20 protein-coding genes are annotated in these 19,838 nt (G+C 65.9%); 4 read left to right on the forward strand and 16 right to left on the reverse strand.

Annotated features, from left to right (window positions below; translation table 11 throughout):
* Positions 1-13 precede the first annotated feature (13 nt).
* Together ORI27_RS14695 and ORI27_RS14700 are read right to left on the reverse strand one after the other, a co-directional pair.
* Complete coding sequence (locus tag ORI27_RS14695; protein ID WP_265997754.1) at positions 14-1,174, reverse strand: thiolase C-terminal domain-containing protein; 1,161 nt, start codon at positions 1,172-1,174, stop codon at positions 14-16.
* The gene (locus ORI27_RS14700; protein ID WP_265997752.1) at positions 1,171-2,442 is read right to left on the reverse strand and encodes a Zn-ribbon domain-containing OB-fold protein; all 1,272 of its coding nucleotides are present in this window, start codon (positions 2,440-2,442) and stop codon (positions 1,171-1,173) included. The genes ORI27_RS14695 and ORI27_RS14700 overlap by 4 nt, the downstream gene beginning before the upstream one ends.
* A 155-nt stretch (positions 2,443-2,597) precedes the next feature.
* On the opposite strand from ORI27_RS14700, the gene ORI27_RS14705 reads away from it, so the two are divergent.
* Together ORI27_RS14705 and ORI27_RS14710 are read left to right on the forward strand one after the other, a co-directional pair.
* Positions 2,598-3,755 carry an acyl-CoA dehydrogenase family protein gene (locus tag ORI27_RS14705; protein WP_407666317.1) on the forward strand — a complete coding sequence of 386 codons (1,158 nt, stop codon included), beginning with the start codon at positions 2,598-2,600 and terminating at the stop codon, positions 3,753-3,755.
* Positions 3,752-4,870: an acyl-CoA dehydrogenase family protein gene (locus tag ORI27_RS14710; RefSeq protein WP_265997748.1), complete on the forward strand. Its 1,119-nt coding sequence runs from the start codon at positions 3,752-3,754 to the stop codon at positions 4,868-4,870. Before ORI27_RS14705 ends, ORI27_RS14710 begins: the two co-directional genes overlap by 4 nt.
* A gap of 19 nt (positions 4,871-4,889) precedes the next feature.
* Here the strand turns inward: ORI27_RS14710 and ORI27_RS14715 are convergent, their stop codons facing one another.
* The 7 genes from ORI27_RS14715 to ORI27_RS14745 all read right to left on the reverse strand — a co-directional run bounded on the left by ORI27_RS14715 (position 4,890) and on the right by ORI27_RS14745 (position 9,012).
* Positions 4,890-5,378 carry a CAP domain-containing protein gene (locus ORI27_RS14715; RefSeq protein ID WP_265997747.1) on the reverse strand — a complete coding sequence of 163 codons (489 nt, stop codon included), beginning with the start codon at positions 5,376-5,378 and terminating at the stop codon, positions 4,890-4,892.
* A gap of 16 nt (positions 5,379-5,394) precedes the next feature.
* Positions 5,395-5,736 carry a DUF732 domain-containing protein gene (locus tag ORI27_RS14720; RefSeq protein WP_265997746.1) on the reverse strand — a complete coding sequence of 114 codons (342 nt, stop codon included), beginning with the start codon at positions 5,734-5,736 and terminating at the stop codon, positions 5,395-5,397.
* Between the two features lie 79 nt (positions 5,737-5,815).
* Positions 5,816-6,595 carry an enoyl-CoA hydratase gene (locus ORI27_RS14725; RefSeq protein ID WP_265997745.1) on the reverse strand — a complete coding sequence of 260 codons (780 nt, stop codon included), beginning with the start codon at positions 6,593-6,595 and terminating at the stop codon, positions 5,816-5,818.
* Positions 6,588-6,875, reverse strand: coding sequence for a 2Fe-2S iron-sulfur cluster-binding protein (locus tag ORI27_RS14730; protein ID WP_265997744.1), 288 nt, complete (start codon positions 6,873-6,875; stop codon positions 6,588-6,590). The genes ORI27_RS14725 and ORI27_RS14730 overlap by 8 nt, the downstream gene beginning before the upstream one ends.
* A 24-nt stretch (positions 6,876-6,899) precedes the next feature.
* Entirely contained in the window at positions 6,900-7,160 is a 261-nt protein-coding gene (locus ORI27_RS14735; protein ID WP_265997743.1) for a hypothetical protein, read from the reverse strand.
* On the reverse strand, positions 7,157-7,954 hold the full coding sequence (locus tag ORI27_RS14740) for an IclR family transcriptional regulator (protein ID WP_323055611.1): 798 nt from the start codon (positions 7,952-7,954) through the stop codon (positions 7,157-7,159). Before ORI27_RS14740 ends, ORI27_RS14735 begins: the two co-directional genes overlap by 4 nt.
* A 185-nt stretch (positions 7,955-8,139) precedes the next feature.
* The gene (locus ORI27_RS14745; protein WP_265997740.1) at positions 8,140-9,012 is read right to left on the reverse strand and encodes an SDR family oxidoreductase; all 873 of its coding nucleotides are present in this window, start codon (positions 9,010-9,012) and stop codon (positions 8,140-8,142) included.
* Positions 9,013-9,207: 195 nt separating this feature from the next.
* Between ORI27_RS14745 and ORI27_RS14750 the strand changes: the two genes are divergently transcribed.
* Together ORI27_RS14750 and ORI27_RS14755 are read left to right on the forward strand one after the other, a co-directional pair.
* Positions 9,208-10,398, forward strand: a complete 1,191-nt coding sequence (locus tag ORI27_RS14750; RefSeq protein ID WP_265997739.1) for an acyl-CoA dehydrogenase family protein — start codon at positions 9,208-9,210, stop codon at positions 10,396-10,398.
* On the forward strand, positions 10,380-11,528 hold the full coding sequence (locus ORI27_RS14755; RefSeq protein WP_265997738.1) for an acyl-CoA dehydrogenase family protein: 1,149 nt from the start codon (positions 10,380-10,382) through the stop codon (positions 11,526-11,528). The genes ORI27_RS14750 and ORI27_RS14755 overlap by 19 nt, the downstream gene beginning before the upstream one ends.
* A gap of 6 nt (positions 11,529-11,534) precedes the next feature.
* Here the strand turns inward: ORI27_RS14755 and ORI27_RS14760 are convergent, their stop codons facing one another.
* Genes ORI27_RS14760 through ORI27_RS14790 form a run of 7 tightly spaced genes read right to left on the reverse strand, consistent with a single transcriptional unit; the run spans position 11,535 to position 19,838 of the window.
* Positions 11,535-12,359, reverse strand: coding sequence for an alpha/beta fold hydrolase (locus tag ORI27_RS14760; RefSeq protein ID WP_265997737.1), 825 nt, complete (start codon positions 12,357-12,359; stop codon positions 11,535-11,537).
* Positions 12,356-13,336 carry a cyclase family protein gene (locus tag ORI27_RS14765; RefSeq protein ID WP_407666316.1) on the reverse strand — a complete coding sequence of 327 codons (981 nt, stop codon included), beginning with the start codon at positions 13,334-13,336 and terminating at the stop codon, positions 12,356-12,358. The genes ORI27_RS14760 and ORI27_RS14765 overlap by 4 nt, the downstream gene beginning before the upstream one ends.
* A gap of 14 nt (positions 13,337-13,350) precedes the next feature.
* Positions 13,351-14,163, reverse strand: coding sequence for a coniferyl-alcohol dehydrogenase (locus ORI27_RS14770; protein ID WP_265997735.1), 813 nt, complete (start codon positions 14,161-14,163; stop codon positions 13,351-13,353).
* Positions 14,164-14,166: 3 nt separating this feature from the next.
* A complete protein-coding gene (locus tag ORI27_RS14775) occupies positions 14,167-15,492 on the reverse strand; it encodes an LLM class flavin-dependent oxidoreductase (RefSeq protein WP_265997734.1) in 1,326 nt (441 codons plus the stop codon).
* Positions 15,492-17,201: an FAD-binding protein gene (locus tag ORI27_RS14780; protein ID WP_407666322.1), complete on the reverse strand. Its 1,710-nt coding sequence runs from the start codon at positions 17,199-17,201 to the stop codon at positions 15,492-15,494. The genes ORI27_RS14775 and ORI27_RS14780 overlap by 1 nt, the downstream gene beginning before the upstream one ends.
* A gap of 59 nt (positions 17,202-17,260) precedes the next feature.
* Positions 17,261-18,211, reverse strand: a complete 951-nt coding sequence (locus ORI27_RS14785) for a 3-carboxyethylcatechol 2,3-dioxygenase (protein WP_265997732.1) — start codon at positions 18,209-18,211, stop codon at positions 17,261-17,263.
* The gene (locus ORI27_RS14790) at positions 18,138-19,838 is read right to left on the reverse strand and encodes a bifunctional 3-(3-hydroxy-phenyl)propionate/3-hydroxycinnamic acid hydroxylase (protein WP_265997731.1); all 1,701 of its coding nucleotides are present in this window, start codon (positions 19,836-19,838) and stop codon (positions 18,138-18,140) included. Before ORI27_RS14790 ends, ORI27_RS14785 begins: the two co-directional genes overlap by 74 nt.

Below are 19,838 nucleotides of genomic sequence, written 5' to 3' on the forward strand. Positions count from 1 at the left end.
GCGCCTCCTGGCGTCAACGCCTGGTACTGGACAAGACGGTCACCGCGGATACGGCCGTGGGTCCGCCGATGTTGTGCGCCAAGCCCACTCGGGCGCCATCGACCTGGTTCTCCGCCTCGCCGCGGAGCTGGTTGAACAGCTCGTAGCACTGTGCGATGCCGGTTGCCCCGGGTGGATGCCCCTTGGCCTTCAGTCCCCCGCTCGCATTGACCGGGATCGAACCCCCGACGTAGTGCTCGCGTTGTTCGACGAGTTTGTAGGCCTCGAACCGCTCGGCGAACCCGAGGTCTTCGTAGCTGATGAGTTCGACGCCGGTGAAACAATCGTGCACTTCGGCGACGTCGACGTCGGCCGGGGTCAGGCCGGCCATCGTCAGTGCGGCTTTGGCGGCCTTGACGGTCGGCGGAAAACTCGTCAAGTCGGACTTGTGCTGGTGCATCACGCGGTCCATGCCCAACCCGACGCCGCGAATCCAGACCGGATTGTCGGTGTAGCGGTCGACCACCTCCTCGCTCGCCAGGATGACGGCTGCCGCGCCATCGCTTTGGGGGGTGCAGTCGTAGAGTCCGAACGGCTCGACGAGGATCGGCGCCGCCAGCACCTGCTCGACGGTTATCTCGTACCGCAGCTGGGCCTTCGGATTGTTCAGGGCGTGGAAGTGATTCTTGACCGCCACCATCGCCATGTGTTCCTTGGTCGCCGGCGATTCGTGCAGATAACGGTTGACGTGCAGCGCGAAGTTCGCCGGGGCCACCAAACCCAAGGGATAGTCCCACGCGGTATCCCGGGTCATCGCCGACCATTCCCAGAAGGTGGCGTCGGAGGAGGTTTCCCTCACCTTGTCGGCGCCCACCACCAGCGCGACGTCGTAGGCACCAGACGCGATCGCCATCGTTGCGTTCCTGATCGCGTCATTTCCGGTGGCGCAGGCATTCTCGACCCGAGTCACCGGGACGTTCATCAAGTCGAGGGTGTCGGCGAGTATCCCGGCCGGGAATCCATCCGTGGTCGACAGCTCCCCGATCCACGCCGCCTGGATGTCGGACTTGTCGATGCCTTTGTCCACTCGGGCGGTGCATTCTGCATACGCCATCGGGATGAGATCCTTGATGCCCAGCTCGAAGTGTTCGGCGAAGGTGGTCATGCCCGCGCCGACGATCGCCACATGCCTCATAGCACCGCTCCCTCTGATCGGTCGACATGAACGGACTCGCCATCCGGTGGTGCGGTCCATGGCAGGAACGCGTAACCGTAGTCGGGAACTCCCGCACGGGTGGCGATCTTGCGCAACACAATTGAGCCGGGCTGTCCGATGTGGATCTGGCCCGCCACGGCGCCGGTCACTTTCAGCAGAACGCGCACCGGGCTGTCGTCGAGCTGGACCAGAGCCAACGAGTACGGACCGGGCAGTCCGGGAACCGGGATCCGTACCGTGGTGTGGGTGTAGACGGTGCCCTTACGGGGGAGTGGCTCGGTACGCCATGGCCGTGCCAGCCTGCCGTCAGAGCCGACCCTTGATCGCGGAGGGTATTGCGGGTCGGCGTCGATACCGGGAGCCTCCCGGTAGACATCGGCCTGCCAGCGCAGTTTGGGTTCGAATGCGCGCGAGTACGCCGCCAGCGAGATCGGTATGTCGATACCGTCGCCGGGCCGCGCGGCCGGCAACTCGCCGCCCTCGCGTTCGTCGCGGCGAACTGCGGTGGGTCCCGGACTGAGGTGGGCAACAGTGGCGCTGGACTGTTCCAGAGCCAGCACGAGCCCTTCGGCGCCCGCCTCGATCGCACTGGCCAGAGCGTGGATGACGCCCGAAGCGCTCTCTGCCGGCTCCACCGTCGCGCCGTCGGCGTCGAGGTCAGGGCCTAGCAGGCCGGGGCCCACCCCGGCCGCTGCGGCGACCGGGGAACCCGCCGTCAGGCCCAGTTTTACCAGTGTCGATTTCGTTCCGACCTCACGCTGCAGGCGTGGATCCCGGTAGCGATACTCGCTACCGTCCCGGTGGCGGACCACGACAGGCAGGCTGCGGGTCTGCCGGGCCACCGATACCAACGCCGCGCCGTCGGCGCCCACCAGGACCGCACCACCGCCCGCGACGTCGCGCGAGTCGTCGGCCGCGATCACGAGGGTTCCGGGCGCAGAACCAAGGATCGCGTCGAGCGCCGCCGGACCACCGCCGAGGACCTCCGTCACCGGAATGTCCGCGCCCAGCGACAGGCCGGCCAGCAACACCGCCCCATTGCCGCCCTCCAGGAGCGGGAAGTCGCGCGAGACGAAGACGACCCGCCTGGCGGTCTGACCGGGATCGGCGGCCCGCCCCGCCGCTACAGCCATGGTCAGGGCGTCCTCGTCGGGCCCCCGCACGCGGCGGGCGCCGGGCTTCCCGAGGGGTTTCCACGGCGGCAGATAGGTCCCGACCGCGCTGAGCCGGGTAGTACCCACACCCACGACATCCACCTCGTTCCTGTCGAGCCGCGGCCGGCGCCCGCTGTATCGAGCTGCATCCGGGGCGCGGCCATCTGAACCTTAAATAGGGTATATAGTTTGATCATTAGATCGCAAGGGTTGGCCATGTACACGCGGGAGCGGGCAAGGGAGCAGGTGTGGTGAGTTCGTTCGATGTGCTGTGCGCCAACGATTCTGATCTCGCACAGTTACGCGGTGCGGTGCGTCGGTTCTTGATCGCCGACCGGGCCGCGTTCGGCTGGCGGCCGACCGTCGACGCATGGCTGGGAGCGTGGGATGAGGCGTTCAGCCGACGACTGGCCGACGCCGGATTCATCGGCATCACGATCCCGACCGCCTATGGCGGTCGCGGCCTGAGCCATCTCCATCGCTACGTCGTGACCGAGGAGCTGCTGGCGGCAGGTGCGCCGGTGGGCGCGCACTGGATCGCCGATCGGCAGGTCGCGCCGGCATTGTTGGCCTACGGCTCCGAAGATCAACGCCGACAACTACTTCCGAAGATCGCTTCGGGTCGCTGTTATCTGGCCATCGGGATGAGCGAAGACGTCGCCGGTTCCGACCTCGCTGCCGCACAGTGCAGGGCGACACGCACTGACGGCGGGTGGCGGATCACCGGCACGAAGCTGTGGACCAGCGGCGCCCATCGTGCCCACCAGGTCGTCGTGTTGGCGCGAACCAGCCGACGCGACGAGGCGGAGCGGCACTCGGGCTTCAGCCAGTTTCTCGTACCATGCGATCGCGCCGGCGTCACCATCACACCCATTATCGGGATGTCGGGTGAACACCACTTCAACGAGGTGACTTTCGACAACGTGCTCGTCGATGACACTGAGGTCCTCGGCAAGATCGGCGACGGCTGGCAGCAGATCACCGCAGAACTGTCCTTCGAGCGCAGCGGCCCCGAACGATTTCTGTCGACCGCACCGTTGCTGATCGCGATCATCCGAGCGTTGGGAAGTCGCGAGAACCGGCACACAAGTGCGATCGTCGGGCGCTTGATGGCGAAACTGATCTCGCTACGCCAACTTTCGCTGACCGTCGCCGCCATCTTGACCGAGGGCTACGACGCCACCAATCGCGCCGCATTGGTCAAGGACCTGGGCACCCGATTCGAACAAGAGTCGATCGAACTCGCCGCCGAGCTGGCAGACGAGATCGAATCGGGATGTCCGGCCGACGCCACGATCAACGAGATGCTCGGCAGAGCCCGTCAGCACGCTCCCATGTTCACGCTGCGCGGCGGAACCAACGAGGTACTACGCGGGGTTGTGGCCCGCGGGATGGGATTGCGATGACGACGTCATGGCTGGCCGGGGGCATCTTCGACGCTGCATCCGACCGTGATGATGACCTGGCCGGCCTACGGACGTTGGTCGAGGACATCGGCCACCGCGCGACACGTACGGACAGCGGCCAGGCCCGCCTGCGGCAAGACTTCGACAAGACGTTGTGGACGACGCTGGTCGACAGTGGGCTGAGCCACCTGTCCAGTTCGGCCGAGTTGCAGGCCGGACCGGTGGAGCTGGCGATCGTGCTGCATGGGCTGGCCCGGCACAACGGTGCGGTTCCCATCGCCGAGACCGATCTACTCGGCTCATGGCTGGCCACAACCGCGGGCCTGCCCCACCCCGGGACTCCTCCGCTGACCGTCGCCATCGCAGCCGGCAACCAGCACCAGCGCCACTCCGGCCGGGTCAGCGGCATCGCATCCGACGCCCCCTGGATCGACGTCGCGGAAATCGTTCTGGCCGTGCGCGATACGGATCGGTTGCTCGTCACCGCCATCGCAGCGCCGGCAACCGACCATGGCTACAACCTCGCCGGGGAGCCCCGGGCGACGATAGCGTTCGACGTTCCGGAATCCGACTTCGTTTCCCTCGACGCGCGGGTCGGCGACGAGCTCATCCGCCGGGGAGCATGGGCACGGTGCGTACAGATCCTCGGGGCGCTGGACACCGCTGCCGAACTCACCGTCGCCCACACCCACAACCGCAACCAGTTCGGCCGATCGCTGAGCAAATTCCAGTCAGTCCAGCACGCGCTGGCCCGAATGGCCGGCGAACTCGAACGGGCACGCGCGAGCGTGACCTTGGCGGTCGCCGCCGCCGAGGGTGGTTTTGACAGCCCGCAGACCGAATACGCGGTGACTGCTGCGAAGGTCACCCTGGGTGAGGCCGTCGACGTCGTCACCACGACCGCCCATCAACTCCACGGAGCGGTAGGAGTCACGGTCGAACACGACCTGTGGATGTCGACGATGCGGGCCCGCAGTTGGATCGACGAATTCGGCAGCACAGCGCATTACGCGCGACGATTGGGAGAGGTGACGATGCACGCGGCCGGTGCCGGTTTCGACCCATGGGACGCGTTGATCGGCACCGGCCTCGACGCCTGGGGCCCACCTCAGTGACGCGGCCGCCGGAACCGAGTCAGTCCGGCTGGCCGTACACCGCGACCACCACCGAGCGATCCAAACTGTTCTCCGACCACACTCCCATGACCGTGTTGGCGCAGTTCCGCATGATCGCGAGGTCCGTGGGTTGGTAGTACCACTGGTTGAGAACGTCGATGTTGTTGATCGCCACCGACGGATCGATCGCTACCGTCTCGGCCACGGCGCCATGGAAGTTCGCTGCCGCCGCCCGGTCCTGAGCCGTCGATCCATCGCTACCGATGTCCGCGTCGAGGGCCCGGTTGTGCAGCAGATCCACGGCGTGCCACTGAGCCGCCTGTTGAAGAGCGCGGTTCATCCGCACCGCGTTCTGGCAGCCGGCCTCGTGCTGAATCGTGTACACATTCGCCACCACACTGTCATTGAGGCGTCTGTTGTCCGCTGCCGCGGTCGCCGGGGACATCAGCTGGCCGGCCAGGCCAGCGAACAGCGCGGCGACCGCCACCGCGACACGAACCCGACTCATCGACGATCCCTTCGATTCATGGTTGTGACGGTTGGTAGTGGGCAGCGGCGTTGCGCAGTTGCCATATCAACGCCGGGCACAGCTCGTTGGCAGCCTGTGTGATCAGATAGGACGCCTGGAATTCGTCAGAGGTGCCGAAATCGTGCTTCACCTCAGCCATGACCTGCGGGTAGGTGCGACCCTGCCCGATCATGTCGCAGATACCCTGTCCGTAGGACAGCGCATCGGCCGCATTGGCGAAGTTGTAGCCCGGCCGGACCGTCACATTCACCAAATACCCGACCGCGTCCGCCCGGGCGGGACAGGCCGTACCGATCACCACCGCCGGCACCAGTGCTGTTAACGCTGTGACGGTCATCCGTCTACAGATCCGCGAGTACCCTCGCATCGCTCGCCGGCTCCAATCCGCTGAGAATCTGAAATGTGTTGCCGAAGAGTCACCGTGCACGGGCGGCGCTGAGCCTCTCCTGGAAGGCCGGCGACCGAATCGACATCGCCTGAGGGATCAGCTCGATGTCCTTGGCGGCCATGTGGTGGTCGGTGTCGACGAATCCCGGGATTGCCGTGGCGCGCATCGACGCCTTCGTCGCGAGCACGACATCCCTGGGCGTGCTGGCCGGGCCGGCGGCGAGATCCACCGCACCCGCGAGCGGGTCGTCGACCAGACTCAGCGCCAGTCCGTGCCGTACCGCTTCGGATGCGTCGAGCCGAAGTCCGAACAGCAGGGCCGCCCGAGCGACTTGTGGACCGACCGCCCGCTGCAACATCCAGGTCGCGCCGCCACCCGGATGGATGCCGAGCCGCTGAAACCGAGCGTCGAAAACAGCACGGGGACCGACGATTCGGACATCGGCCGCCAGGGCCAGGTTCAAACCCGCGCCGACGGCCGCACCGTTGACGGCCGCGACAGTGGGCAGCGCGCAGCGCCCGACCGCCATGAATCCGGCATAGAGGCGCTCCAGGCTCTCCTCGGTGGCACCATCGAGAGCGGCCAGATCCGCACCGGCGCAGAAGCCGCGCCCCGATCCGGTGACGACAACGGCATGCACATCCGGCGCGGACTCAGCCCGGTGCACCGCAGCCTCGAGCTGCGCCGACATCGTATGGGTGATCGCATTTCGCCGGTCGGGGTCGTTGACCGCGATCAGTGCGACCCGGTCTCGTACCTCGTAGGTGACGCAGGTGTCGGTGTGAATGGATGACGACGGCTCAGTCATCGTAGGTGACCGCCACATCGTCCGACGTGGCGACGGCCTGGCAGGCGAGCAGGTAGCCCTCCGCGATGTCGGTGTCATCGAGCACACGATTCGACTTCATCTCGACCCCACCGCGGACAATGCGGCAAACGCAGGCCCCGCACGAGCCCTCGGTGCACGAATGCGGAACCTCGATTCCGGCCCGCTTCAGCGCTTCGAGCAGCACCGTGCCCGGCGACCACTCTGTTCGGTGTTCCTCACCGTCGATTCGCACCGTGACCGTGCCCGGCTTGTCATGCATCGGCAATCATGCTTTCCGTGATAGTCACCGCCACCGGCCGTCGCGGGCCGGCGGCTCCCGACGTGCGGTCACCCGGATCACGTCGTCGGCGATGTTCCGTTCGATGGTGGAGCGCAGGGCACGACAGGTCGGGATCGTCATGCTCCGCTGCCCATCGGCACACCGCCTCGCGAACTCGGCACACACTGCTTCGGCGTCACCGGTCCACTGGACGCTGATCTGAGTTTCGGTGTACCGCTCCACGTCCACAACGTTGTGGCAGTGCCCGCACGCGATCGCCGTCATCTGCTGCCCACTCCCCCGGAAAGGCTCGGCAGTCCCGTCAGCCGTGGCGCCGCCGTGGTGGTGTGTTGTTGGCTGAGTTTGAGGTGGATCTGGTGACCGGTGTGTTGCACGAGGCTGACGATCCGATCATTGATCGTCATCGACTCCAACGGCCCACAAATCGACACCGCCGCCACCACATCACCCCTGCCACCGACCGGCGCACCGATACAACCGACATGCGGCAACGCCTCACCACGATCAAAAGCCACACCCCGCTGCCGCACCGCAGCCAACTCCTGACGAACCGACAACGACTGCCCAACACCCACCGAACCACCCCCGATCACATTGGCCAACAACACCTTCCCCACACTCGTCGGCGCAGCCGGCCGCCGCCCACCAACCCGCGTCGCGATACCCCCAGCCCCCACCCCCTCCAACTTCTCCAGATACACCACATCGGCACAATCCAGAACCGCCAAATGAACCGTCGAACCCGTCACCCGACGCAACTCCCGAAGAAAAGGCAACGCCGCCGCATGCAACCGATCCTGCTGCACCGCAAGCGTTCCCAACTCCACCAACCGCAACCCAAGCTGATAATGATGCCCATCACGACGAATCCACCGCAACGCCACCAAACGATCCAACATCCGATGCACCGACGAACGCGGCACCCCCGTCCGACGCGAAATCTGCGACAACGTCAACCGCCCAAGATCATCAAACGCCTTCAAGATCAAATCAGCGCGATCAATCCCGCCCACCGGGGCGCACTCATCAAGACCGGTGCTCATCGTTGCCTCCGTCATGCCCACAACCCCTCACCACACCCAGGCTGTTACTCACGTACTATTCCTATTAGGAAGTTCGATACTACTCAGGAGTCCGGCTGCTAACCAGAGTTTTCAGCATATCTACGGGCATTTATCTACTTCAGTCGATGGAGCCTGAGGTTAAATGTCATGCCTATTAGGCATTCCCCTACTCACACAGGCTAGCCGCTGTGTGTCGGCTGATCCGTGAGGTAGAAGTTGGGCACGAGGTCGTCATCGGTGGCAGCCAACCGATAGCCGGCCAGATCCTCGACCCCCTCGGCCCGCAGAATCTCGGCATCGGTGTAGATCCGGCCGGTGCCATCCGCGGCCGGCCTGGTGACCAGAGCATGGACGGCGTCGGCCATGATCTCGGGCGTTCGAGCCTGTCCGCGCACCGTCTCCTCCCCCATCGCGACCATCAATCCGGTGCTCGCCACCATCGTCGCGGGCCACACGGAGTTCACCGCGATGGGTATCGATGCGAACTCGTCGGCCCAGCCGATGGTCAACATGCTTTCCGCATATTTGCCGACCGTGTGTGCGACGTGCGTGCCGAGCCACGCCGGGTTGAAATTGAGCGGGGGCGAGATGTTGACGACATGCGGATTCTCGGCCTTCCGCAGATGCGGTAGGGCCGAGTGCACGAGTGCGTATGGCCCCTCGACGTTGACGGCAAGAAGACGCTGAAATGCTTTGGGCGGCAGTGCGGCAGTATTCCGGAGGTCCAACGCGCCCGCGTTGTTGACCACCACGTCGATGCGCCCGAAGGCGCCGGCGATCTCCTCGACGGCGGCGGCGACCGCGTCGGGATCGCGGACGTCGCAGCTGATCGCCAATGGCCGGCCACCCGCGTTTCGCACCGCTTGGGCGGTGTCGGTGAGAGTGCCATCGATCTTCGGGTTCGGCGCCTCGGTCCTGGCCAAGAGTGCCACACGGGCGCCATCGGCGGCCGCGCGGAGTGCGATGGCCCGGCCAATCCCCCGACTGGCCCCGGTCACAACGATGACCCGGCCGTCGAGCGAGCGATGAGGGCGGTACGGAGAGCGGTCCACTTCGACATGCCTCTCTGCGGCAGAGATTCAACCGCGGTAGTTACATATAAACGTATAACCATATGACGCGGACATTGAGATGCGCTTCCGATTGCCACGGTGCGGCCGGCGGCGCCTCCGTCTCTCGCCGCCTATATGGTTAACTGATTATATGTATCAGCGCAACCCTGCCGACCGACCGGTCCGGAATCCGCGATGAACACACTGTCCGTCCAAGAGGCACAGGACCTCGCCCGGGCCACCCGCGATGCGTGTGAGCGTCTCGCCACCGACGAGCGAATCCGGGAAGTGGGCTTCGCCCTCACCGATCCGCGCCGGCGTGGGTTCGATCGCAGATTGTGGCAGGTGTTGTGTTCGCAGATCGGCATCACCGAGATAGCACTGCCCGCACATCTCGGTGGCGCTGGTTGCGGCTCGGCGATGCTGAGCACAGTCGCGCACGAACTGGGCCGGTGCCTCGCGCCGGTGCCATTGGTTGCTTCGTTGGTGCTCGCGACCGGGTTGATCGCCGATTGCGCGGGCGCCGGCAAACCGCCACTCGACGAGGGCAATTGGACCGCGCTCATGAAGGGAGAGCGCACCGCGGCCGCCGTGATCACCACCGACGGTGGGCCGTGGTCGCCGGATGCCGTCAACATTGTCGCGAGTGCCGACGGGCGTGGCGATGCGACGTTGACCGGCACGGGGCGGCACGTTCTCCACGCCGGGGCGGCCGACGACCTGGTGGTCGTCGCGCTGGCCGACGGGGAGCCGGCGATCTATCTACTCGCCGCGGACGTCGACGGCGTCATGATCATCCCGGAGCACGTGCTCGACGCAACCAGGCCGATGGCTACTGTGCATCTCGACCGTGCGCCGGCCATCCGGCTGCGTACGGAACGCCCGGTCCACGACGTCATCGAACGGCGGATCCAGCACGCGATCGCGGTGCTGTCCGCCGAGCAGGTCGGTACGACTGAGCGGGTGCTCGAGATGTCGGTCGAATACGCTTCCACCAGAAAGCAATTCGGTAGGCCTATCGGCACCTTCCAGAGCATCAAGCACCGCTGCGCCGATATGCTGCTCGACCTGGAGTGGTCACGGTCCGCGTCCCAGGCGGCGCTACAGGCGATCGACGACGACCCGCCCGGATCGGCCGCGGAGAGCGCGTGGCGGTGCGGCATGGCCAAGGCGGTGTGTTCGGAGTCGCTGCGCTCGGTGTCCAAGCAGAACCTGCAAATTCACGGTGGAATCGGGTTCACGTGGGAGCACGCCGCCCATCTCTACCTCAAGCGCGCACGAACCGACGAGGTCCTGTTCGGCACGCCGTCGGTGTACTGGGATCGCATCGCCACGACCGCAGGTGTTTTCGAGGAGAAGATAGCCGCATGTTCGACACCGATCTAGACGCCGAACAGCTTCGCACCACGATCCGCAACTTCCTCAGGGCGGCCCCCCGACCGGCCGGATTGCGAAACTACGGTCCGACACCCACTGCGGACGACGTGGGACCCGGTCGCGTCTGGCACAAGTATCTGGCCGCGCACGGCTATGCCTGCTTGCACTGGCCCGCCGCATACGGCGGATCCGACGCGTCGGTCCTGGCTCAGGCAATCTTCGCCGAAGAATGCGCCTATGCCAATGTCCCCCGCCAACTGGCGATGACCGGTATCGATCTCGTGGGCCCAGTGCTGATCGAGTACGGCACCGACGACCAGAAGTCGCGCTATCTGGAACCCCTGCGCACGGGCGACGACATCTGGACACAGTTGTTCTCCGAGCCCGGTGCGGGATCGGATCTGGCAGCGGTGCGCACCAGGGCCGAACAAACCCCGGTCGGCTGGCGAGTCGAGGGGCAGAAGGTGTGGAGCTCCGGAGCGATATCGGCGAGGTACGGGCTGCTGCTGGCTCGCACCGGGGCCGAGGGTCACCGCGGGCTGAGCATGTTCATCGTGCCGATGGCATCCGACGGGGTGAAGATCCAGCCGATCGTGCAGATCGATGGCGAGAGCAAGTTCAACGAGGTCTTCCTCGACGGTGTCGAGTTGGCCGCTGACGCACTCATCGGCGAGGTCGGTCAGGGCTGGAACATCGCCATGCTCACGCTGGGGCGGGAGCGACTCACGCTCGGCACGCAGGCAGTCGGCATGTTCCAACGGCTCGAGCGAATGGCCCAAGCCGCGCGGCGTCGGGACCGTCTGGATCCCGTACTGGCACGGTCGATGACGCGACTCTGGACACGGATGTGGTTGCTCCGATTCACCTGGCAGCGGGCCCTCGCGGGCGGTGACCTGTCCTCGCCGGCGTTCTCGGTGCTCAAGCTGATGACCTCGGAGACCGACCGCGATCTCGGGGATCTGGCGACCGACGTCCTGGGCACCGATGCGTGCACCGACCCGGCCGGCAAGCACGACGGCGCAGAACTGGTCCACGCCATGCTCGTCGGGTGCGCCCAGACCATCTTGGGCGGTACCAGCGAGATCCAACGAAACATCCTCGGCGAGCGGGTGCTCGGGCTGCCCAAAGAACCGCGGTGAGTCGGCTCAGCTCTGCTCGGCGAGGAACTCGAGCAGCACTTCTCCCAGCGACTCGGGCTGTTCGATCTGCGGGCAATGGCCGGCCCCGTCGATGACTGCCGAGCGGCCGCCGGGGATCTGCCCGGCGATGTCGGCGGCCCAGCCGGGCGGCAACAACTTGTCGCCCGCGCCCTCGACGACCAGAACCGGAACCTCGATCCGCTCATAGGCCCGCTTGCTGGACGGTGTCGGCGGCATCTCCAGCCCTGGACGACGAAACCTCGCTGCCGCCAAGGCCTCCCAGGCACCCGTTGCGATGCTGGACTCGTAGCGCCGGCGCACGTAGGCCTCGTCGGCCGGATAGGCCGGGTCGAAGAACAGCGCCTCCACGATGGCCCGCATGGCCTCGAAGGTGGCGTCGTACTCGTACAGCGCGGTGGTGTGCCGGTTTTTCTGGATATCCCCGCCACCGCAGATGGTGACCGCGCTGCGCACCGGCAGCACCGGTGCCGGTGAGGTCAGGTCCACGAGCAGATTGATGGCGCCCATGGAATTGCCGACGAAGTGGACGGTGTCGAGACCCAGGAGGGCGCAGAACCGGGCGATATGCCGGATCCGCATGCCTCGGCCGTCGGTGAAGTCGACCACCTTGGCCGAGTCGCCGAAGCCCAGCATGTCGGGGGCCAGCACTCGATAATGCTGTGAGAGTGCGGGAATGATTTTCTCCCAGGCAATTTCGGCGCTGACCCCGAATTCGCCGCCGTGCAGCAGCACGACCGGATCACCCTGCCCGGCTTCGAGAAAGTGCGTGGCCAGCCCGTCGACGACGATGGTCCGGTGTTGATAGCTCACTTGATCGCGATCGGGTTGACCGGCGAACCGACGGCACCGGTGACGGACAGCGGCGGTGCGACGAGCTGGAATTCGTAGCGTCCGTCGGCCGCGCAATCGGCGGCCAGTTCGGTGAGGTTCCAGTACTCACCCAGCATCAGGCCCATGTCACGCAGGCACAACATATGCATCGGCAGGATGGCACCGTCGACCGCCGACACCGGGTTCTCCACCATGAGGTTGTCGGCTGCCACCGCCGCCGCCTGATGGTCGGCCAGCCACGACGCGCAGGTCCAGTCCAGTCCGGCTCCCGGCTCGGCACCGTCGCCATTCTCCAAAAAGCGTGCCCACCAGCCGGTTCGAACCAGCACGATATCGCCCGGCTCGATGCTCACACCCTGGGTCCGGGCCGCCTCGTCGAGTTCGGCCGGGGTGATCGGCTCACCGAGTTCGCAGAACGTCGGCACCCCCCGCAGCTTGACGATGTCGAGCAGGACACCGCGTGAGGTGATGCCCTTGCCGTCGACCTTGTCGATGCCCAGGTAGTAGGCGCCCAGGCTGGACACCGAGTCGGCGGGGAATCCGTTGTAGAGCTTGTCCTCGTAGTAGACGTGCGACAGCGCGTCCCACTGGGTGGCGGCCTGCAGCGGCATGATGATCATGTCGTCGTTGAATCGCATCGGCCCGGCTTCGGAGTACCCGCTCAGCTGCACGGCCGACGGGTTCCGTAGCCACTTGGGCCCGTACTCCAACAACGTCTTGGCGTCGCCCCCGTCGATGGTCATCACATGGGTCGGGTTCTGCCGGTACTGGAAGGCCCCCTGCGGGCCCGATGAACCGAAGTCGACGCCGAGCGGAAACACCTTGCCGTGCTTGACGGTTGCCGCCGCCTGCGCAACCTTCTCCGGCGTGATGAAGTTCAGCGTGCCGAGCTCGTCGGCATCACCCCACCGGCCCCAGTTGCGCACGTCGTCGGCAACCCGACGGAAGTCACTCATATCGGCCACGATGCTCAACCTTCCTCGAAATCTGCCGCTTGGCTCGCTGCGATGTTGCCGCCGTCGACCCAGATGACCTGCCCGGTGATGTAGCCGGCCGCCGCGCTGCCCAGAAAAGCCAGCACCGCGGCCTGCTCGTCGGGATTCGACACCCGCCCCAGCGGCTTGGGGATGGTGTCGAGGTAATCCTGCCCGTACCGGGTGCGCAACTGGTCGAGGATCGGGGTCTCGGTCACCCCCGGGCCGGTGCAATTGATCCGGATTCCTCTGGCGCCCAGCGGCACCGCGCTTCGCACGGTATAGCCGATGATCGCCTCTTTCGACAGCCGGTAGCCGCCGTCGGCAAGGGCCTCGGGGTGGTCGTCGCACCACTTCAACCCCTGCGCGATCGAACCGGTGGCCAGCAGACCGGCCACCTGCTCCAGATGATCACGGTAACCCGCCGCGGCCAGCGAGGACACGTTCACCACTGCCGAGCCGTCCGGCATGAGCGGCAGCAGGCCCTCGGTGAACTGGCGGGTGCCCAGGAAGTTGATCCGGACCACCAGCAGCGGATCACCGATACCCGAGGACACCCCGGCCACGTTGAACAACGCGTCGACCGGTCCACCGATCGCGGCGACCGCCGTGTCGATGGAGTCCGGGTCGGCCAAGTCGAGTTCGACGAACCTGGCGATCTCACCGCCCGGCTCACGGACATCGAGCCCGATGATCTCGGCGCCGAGTTCGCTCAGCTGCCCCGCCAGGTGCGCCCCGATACCCGAGGCGCACCCGGTGACCACGACGCGACGGCCGTCGTAACGCCACATCCCGTCGATCAGGGCCATCGGCTAGCCGGCCGACCCGCCCGCGGACTTTTCCCGAGCGTCTTTCTCCGCCTGAGCGGCTTGCACGCGGCCTTCGTTGATCTCGGCCCACGCCTCGGGGATCTCGGATGCGGTGAACTTGCCGCCCTGACCGGTCGGCAGCCCGCCGAACGCGTAGGTGTCGTCGAACGCCGGTGCCTCCGAGGGCCGGCGACGAGCCTCCACCTTCTCGATGACCGGTTCGAGACGCTTGGCCTTGGCCGCCACAGCCTTCTCATCGCGTTCGATGAATTCGGGGAGGATCTCCTTGCCCATGATCTCGATCGACTCCATGATGCCCTCGTGGCAGCGCGGGTTGAGCAGCAGGATGATCTCATCGACCCCGCTGGCCTCGTAATCGCGCAGGAACTGGCGCACGGTGTCCGGTCCGCCGATCGCACCGCGACCCGGACCATAGGCCAGGGTCGGATCTTCCTTGACGGCCTGCTCGTAGAGCTCCCACACCTTGGTGCGCCCCGGAGTGTGCATGCCGGTCAGGTAGTAGTGCATGATGCCGAACGAGAAGAACCCGCCGCCCACGCCGAGCCGCTTGATCGCCTCCTCATCGGTGCGTGCCACCATCATCGACAGATCGCCGCCGATGGCCAGGAGATTCGGATTGATCGCCGGGGTGACCGGGGTGCCCTTCTCTTCGAAGTCCTTGTAATAGGTGTCCACCCGGTCCTTCAGCGGCCCGGGGCCGGTGTAGGCGAAACTCAATGCCCCGATCGCCTTTTCGGCGGCCATGTTCACCGACGACGGCCGGGTGCAGGCCACCCACACCGGCGGGTGCGGCTTCTGCAGCGGCTTGGGGATGACATTTCGGGCCGGCATCTCGACGTGCTGCCCCTTGAACCCGGTGAACGGATCTTCGACCATGCAACGGATCGAGACCTCGAGCGCCTCTTCCCACATCGTGCGCTTGTCGGCGGGGTCGATGTTGAACCCGCCGAGCTCCGCGACCGAGGAACCTTCACCGGTACCGAACTCGACTCGTCCGTTGGACAGGTGATCCAGTGTCGCGATCCTCTCGGCGATGCGGGCCGGGTGGTTGATCGGCGGCGGCAGGTGCATCACGCCGAAGCCCAGCCGGATGTTCTTGGTGCGCTGGCTGGCCGCGGCCAGGAACATCTCGGGCGCGGTGGAGTGGCAGTACTCCTCGAGGAAGTGGTGTTCGGTGAGCCACACCGTGGAGAAGCCGGCCTTGTCGGCGGCCTCCACCTCGACCAGACCGTCCTGGAACAGCTGGTGTTCGTCGTCCTCGCCCCACGGCCGCGGCAGCGGAAACTCGTAGAACAGCGAAATCTTCATTACTTACCTCCGATGGGATGCGTCGAATCCTTGGTTGTGTCGCTGGAAACAGTGGAATTGCCGTGGTCGTCTTTCCGGCCAGCGATGTGTTTGGCCGCCACGTAGCCGAACGTCATTGCCGGACCAATGGTGGCCCCGGCCCCGGCATAGCTACGGCCCATCACGGCCGCCGAGGTGTTGCCCACCGCGTAGAGTCCGTCGATCACAGTGTCGTCGGACCGCAGTACGCGGGCGTATTCGTCGGTGCGCAAACCTCCTGATGTGCCGAGATCGCCGAGGATGATCTGGAAGGCCAGATACGGCGGCGTGGTGAGCGGGTACAGATTGGGGTTCGGCAACGTGGGGTCGCCGTAGTAGTTGTCGTAGGCGCTGTCACCGCGGTTGAAGTCGTCGTCGTGCCCCTTGCGGGCCAGCTGGTTGAAACGTTCTGCCGTGCGGCTCAGTTCGGCCGGCGGTACACCGATCTGCACCGCCAACTCGCCCAGGGTTGGAGCCGAGCGCACAATCCCGGATTCCAGCCACGCCTTGGGTATCTTCCAGCCGGTCGGCACCGGAGCGCCCGGCACTTTGGGCAGCGGCAGGTGCCCCGCCACGACGTAACGATGAAACGAGCGGGTATCGGTGATCAACCAGCACGGAATGTGCGAGACCCCGGAGCGCTGTCCGGCGATCATGGCGTGCGCGAAATCCATGTAGGGCGCCGCCTCGTTGATGAAGCGCCTGCCGCCGCCGTTGACCACGAACTGCGAGGGCATCATCCGCTCGTTGAGCATGAACTGCAGACGCCCGTCCGGCCAGCAGATGGCCGGGAACCACCATGCCTCGTCGAGTAGGTCGCTGGACGCGCCGACCTTCTCCGCCGCGCGGATGCCATCACCCATCGCCAACGGATTGCCGAAACTCCAGTCCTGTTCGAGCTCCGGCAGATGCTCGCGGCGCCAGGCCATGTCATGGTCGAATCCGCCGGAGGCCAGGATGACCCCACGACGGGCACCGATGCGCTGCTGCTTGCCCGCCCGTTCGACAACCGCACCGACCACCGCACCGTCGACGTCGGTGATCAGCTCGGTCATCGGTGCGTCCAACCACAGCGGAATGTCCTGTTCCTTCATCGCAAGCCGGAGTCGGGCGATCAAGGACTGGCCGATGGCCGCGATGCGCTCGCCGAACACGTGAGCGCGAAACTTGCGCCAGAGCAGCTTGAGCAGGACGACCTTTCCGCGCCAGTTCTGACGCACCTGGTAGAACAGCCGAAGGTCCTTGGGGCCCAGCCAGATTCCCTTGGGGGCCAAGGCCAGCGGCTTGAGCAGATTCTCCTCCTCGTCACCCAGCTTCCGCAGGTCGATCGGCGGCACATTGATGGTGCTGCCGAGCTCCGAGCCACCGGGCAATTCCGGATAGTAATCGGCATAGCCCGGCTTCCAGACGAATTCGAGCCAGTCGCTAATGTTCTCCAGGAACTCCATCATCTCGGGCGCGTACTCGACATAGGCGGCGATCCGCTCCGCACTGACCAGACCGTCGGTGATCTGTGCCAGGTACTCCCGCACCTCCTCGGGGTCGGGCGAGTAGCCCTCCCGTTTCTGCGAGGGAGCGCCCGGAACCCAGATGCCGCCGCCGGACAGTGCCGTGGACCCGCCATAGTGCGAAGCCTTTTCAACCACCAATGTGTCCAGGCCCGACGCGTGCGCGGCCAGGGCAGCGGTCATGCCGCCTCCCCCGGAGCCGATGACCAGAACGTCGACACAGGTGTCGAACGACTCGAAATTCACCGGCTTGCTCCCGTCGCCATCGCGGTACGCACCGCGAACCCGGCGATCAGTTCGGGCGCCGCCCGGTAGTAGTGGTCAATGGTGCGGTACGGACCCTGCGCCGCCAGGGCCGCGAAGGCGGCCACCCAGGTGCGCACCTCGTGTGCGGAATTGCCTGCCTCGCTCGCGATCCAGGCGTTGGTCCAGTTGTCCAGTTCACCGAACCGGCCGCTGTCCATCAGGTCGAGGAACGAGCGATCCCAGTCGGCGTTCAGGGGTTGAGACGGACCACTACCGGCAGCGAATTCCCGTGCCGCCGCGACGACCTGATCCTGGCGAGCCTGGCGTTGCTCAGGGGTCATCGGCCTGCCCTGCACGATCCGCTCGAGTGCTGCCGGCGGTGCGGTCTTCAGCGTGGGGATGGGCGGGTCGTGCGACAGGCCACCGGAACCGAGGACCAACACCCGGCTGTCGAGCCCGGCCAGGAAGGTGCCCACCGCGTTGCCCAGCGCCCGCGACCGGTGCAGCGGACCCAGCGGGGTGGCCACCGAATTGATGAAGATCGGGATGACGGGCACCGCAGCAGCGTCACCGAACAACCTCTCCAGCGGCTGAACGGTGCCGTGGTCGACATCCATGCCGGCCGATATCGCCACGTCGACACCCGAATTGAGCACATGTTCGGCGAGTTCGGTGGCCAACTCCGCAGGCACGTCCAGCGGTCCGGACTGGGTGCCGTAGTCCCCCACGCCGGTGGCGGCGGTGCCGATACAGAACGGCGGCATCAGCTTGTAGAAGAAGCCGTTGTAATGGTCCGGAGAGAAGATGACGACCAGTTCGGGATCGTACTCGCGGACGAAGTCGCGTGCGGTTACCAGAGCACTCTCCACGTCCTCAAGCAGTTCCGCTGACGGGCCGGGAAGGGTCAGCAGCGGGCTGTGCGACATGCAGCAGAGGGCCAGGGCCATCGTTGCCTCCCGGGGTCAAGGTCAACTTGTTCAGTAGGGCAGCGCTCAACTCCGGTGCACGCTGCGCGATGCAGGCGCCGGCTATGCAGCGGTCCGGGCGCAGGAAAAGTACCGACTCTTCACGGGCGTCGAAGAAGCCCTTGAGCCCGCCGGTGCGGTCGCCGACCACGATGACGTCAGGATCGTCCTGGTCGGACCAGAACAGCTGGGTCTGGGGGCGCAGCGCGACGAACACCGCACCGAGTGCCTGCCAGGCACGGAAAGACTCCTCGCCGAGTATCTTTCGCGGATTGTTGTTCCAGCACAGCACCGCGAACCATGGTCCGATGACATCGTCGAGCAGCACGTTCTGCCGGTCGCGGGTGTCGACGCGGGGCTGGATGAACAGGGTTCCCACGCCCGGCGAGGGCGGCTCGTTGTGCACCACCGCCCCCTGGGCGTAGAACGGCATCGGCTTGAAGCGCATTTCGAGGATGTAGCGCTTCAGCGTCGGCACCAGTGAGGCCGCTCGGATCACGATGTCGCGCGCACCGGCGACCCTGCGGTTGGTCGGCGAGATGACCCTGCCCACGGTGGTGGACAAGTCGATCATCGCCCTGGCGTGCTTGCGCCGCTCGACATCGTAGGTGTCGAGCAACTCGTCGCGGGCCTGACCCTTGACCACCGCCGCCAACTTCCAGCCGAGGTTGAAGGCGTCGCGGATACCACTGTTATAGCCCTGCCCCTGCCACACCGGCATCAGGTGGGCGGCGTCGCCGGCGATCAGCAGGCGCCCCTTGCGGAACGATCCGGCGATCCGCGAGTGGTGGGTGTAGACCCGCCGACGAATGATGTCGGCCCGCTCGGGGTACGGAATGAGTTTCGAGAGCATCTCGGCGACGAACGCCGGATCCTCGGCGAGCTCGTCGGATTCATCGGCGTGGATCAGGAACTCGAATCGCCGGATACCGTGCGCGATCGAGATCGATACGTACGGTCGCGCCGGGTCGGCGCCCACCTCGCTATTGGGGTGCCCGAGTGGATCGTTGGCGACGTCGACCACCAGCCACCGGGTCGACGACGTGGTCCCGTCGAAGGAAACCCCCATCAATCGCCTTGTAGCACTGCGCCCGCCGTCACAACCGACGATGTAGCGGGCCCGGACCGAGCGCGCATTGGAGCCCGAGCCGAACTCGACGGTGACCCCGTCAGCGGTCTCGGCGACTCCCGTCATCGGGCTTCCCCACGATACGCCGACGTGCTCGAACCGACTGAGGCCCTTCAACAATTCGGCATCGACCAGAGGCTGTACGAAGCCGTTGCGCTTGGGCCAGCCGAACCGGGCGTCCGGCGGCGCCATCTCGGCCAACAAGCGTCGCTTTCCGTCGAAGAACCGCAGAATCTGATTGGGCACGGTGTGCGGCAGGACCGCGTCGACCACACCGATCGCCTGGAAGCTGCGCAGCGCCTCGTCATCGAGTCCGACGCCGCGTGGATAGTCGATCAGCGCATCGCGTTCCTCGATGACCAGCGTTCGAACATTCTGCAGACCAAGGGCATTGGCCAAGGTGAGCCCGACCGGTCCGGCGCCGACCACCACCACATCGACATCCGGGCCCTCGCCATGGCCATTCGTGGAGTCGGGCAT

This window comes from Mycobacterium pinniadriaticum, assembly GCF_026242045.1.
Classification (GTDB): Bacteria; Actinomycetota; Actinomycetes; order Mycobacteriales; family Mycobacteriaceae; genus Mycobacterium; species Mycobacterium pinniadriaticum.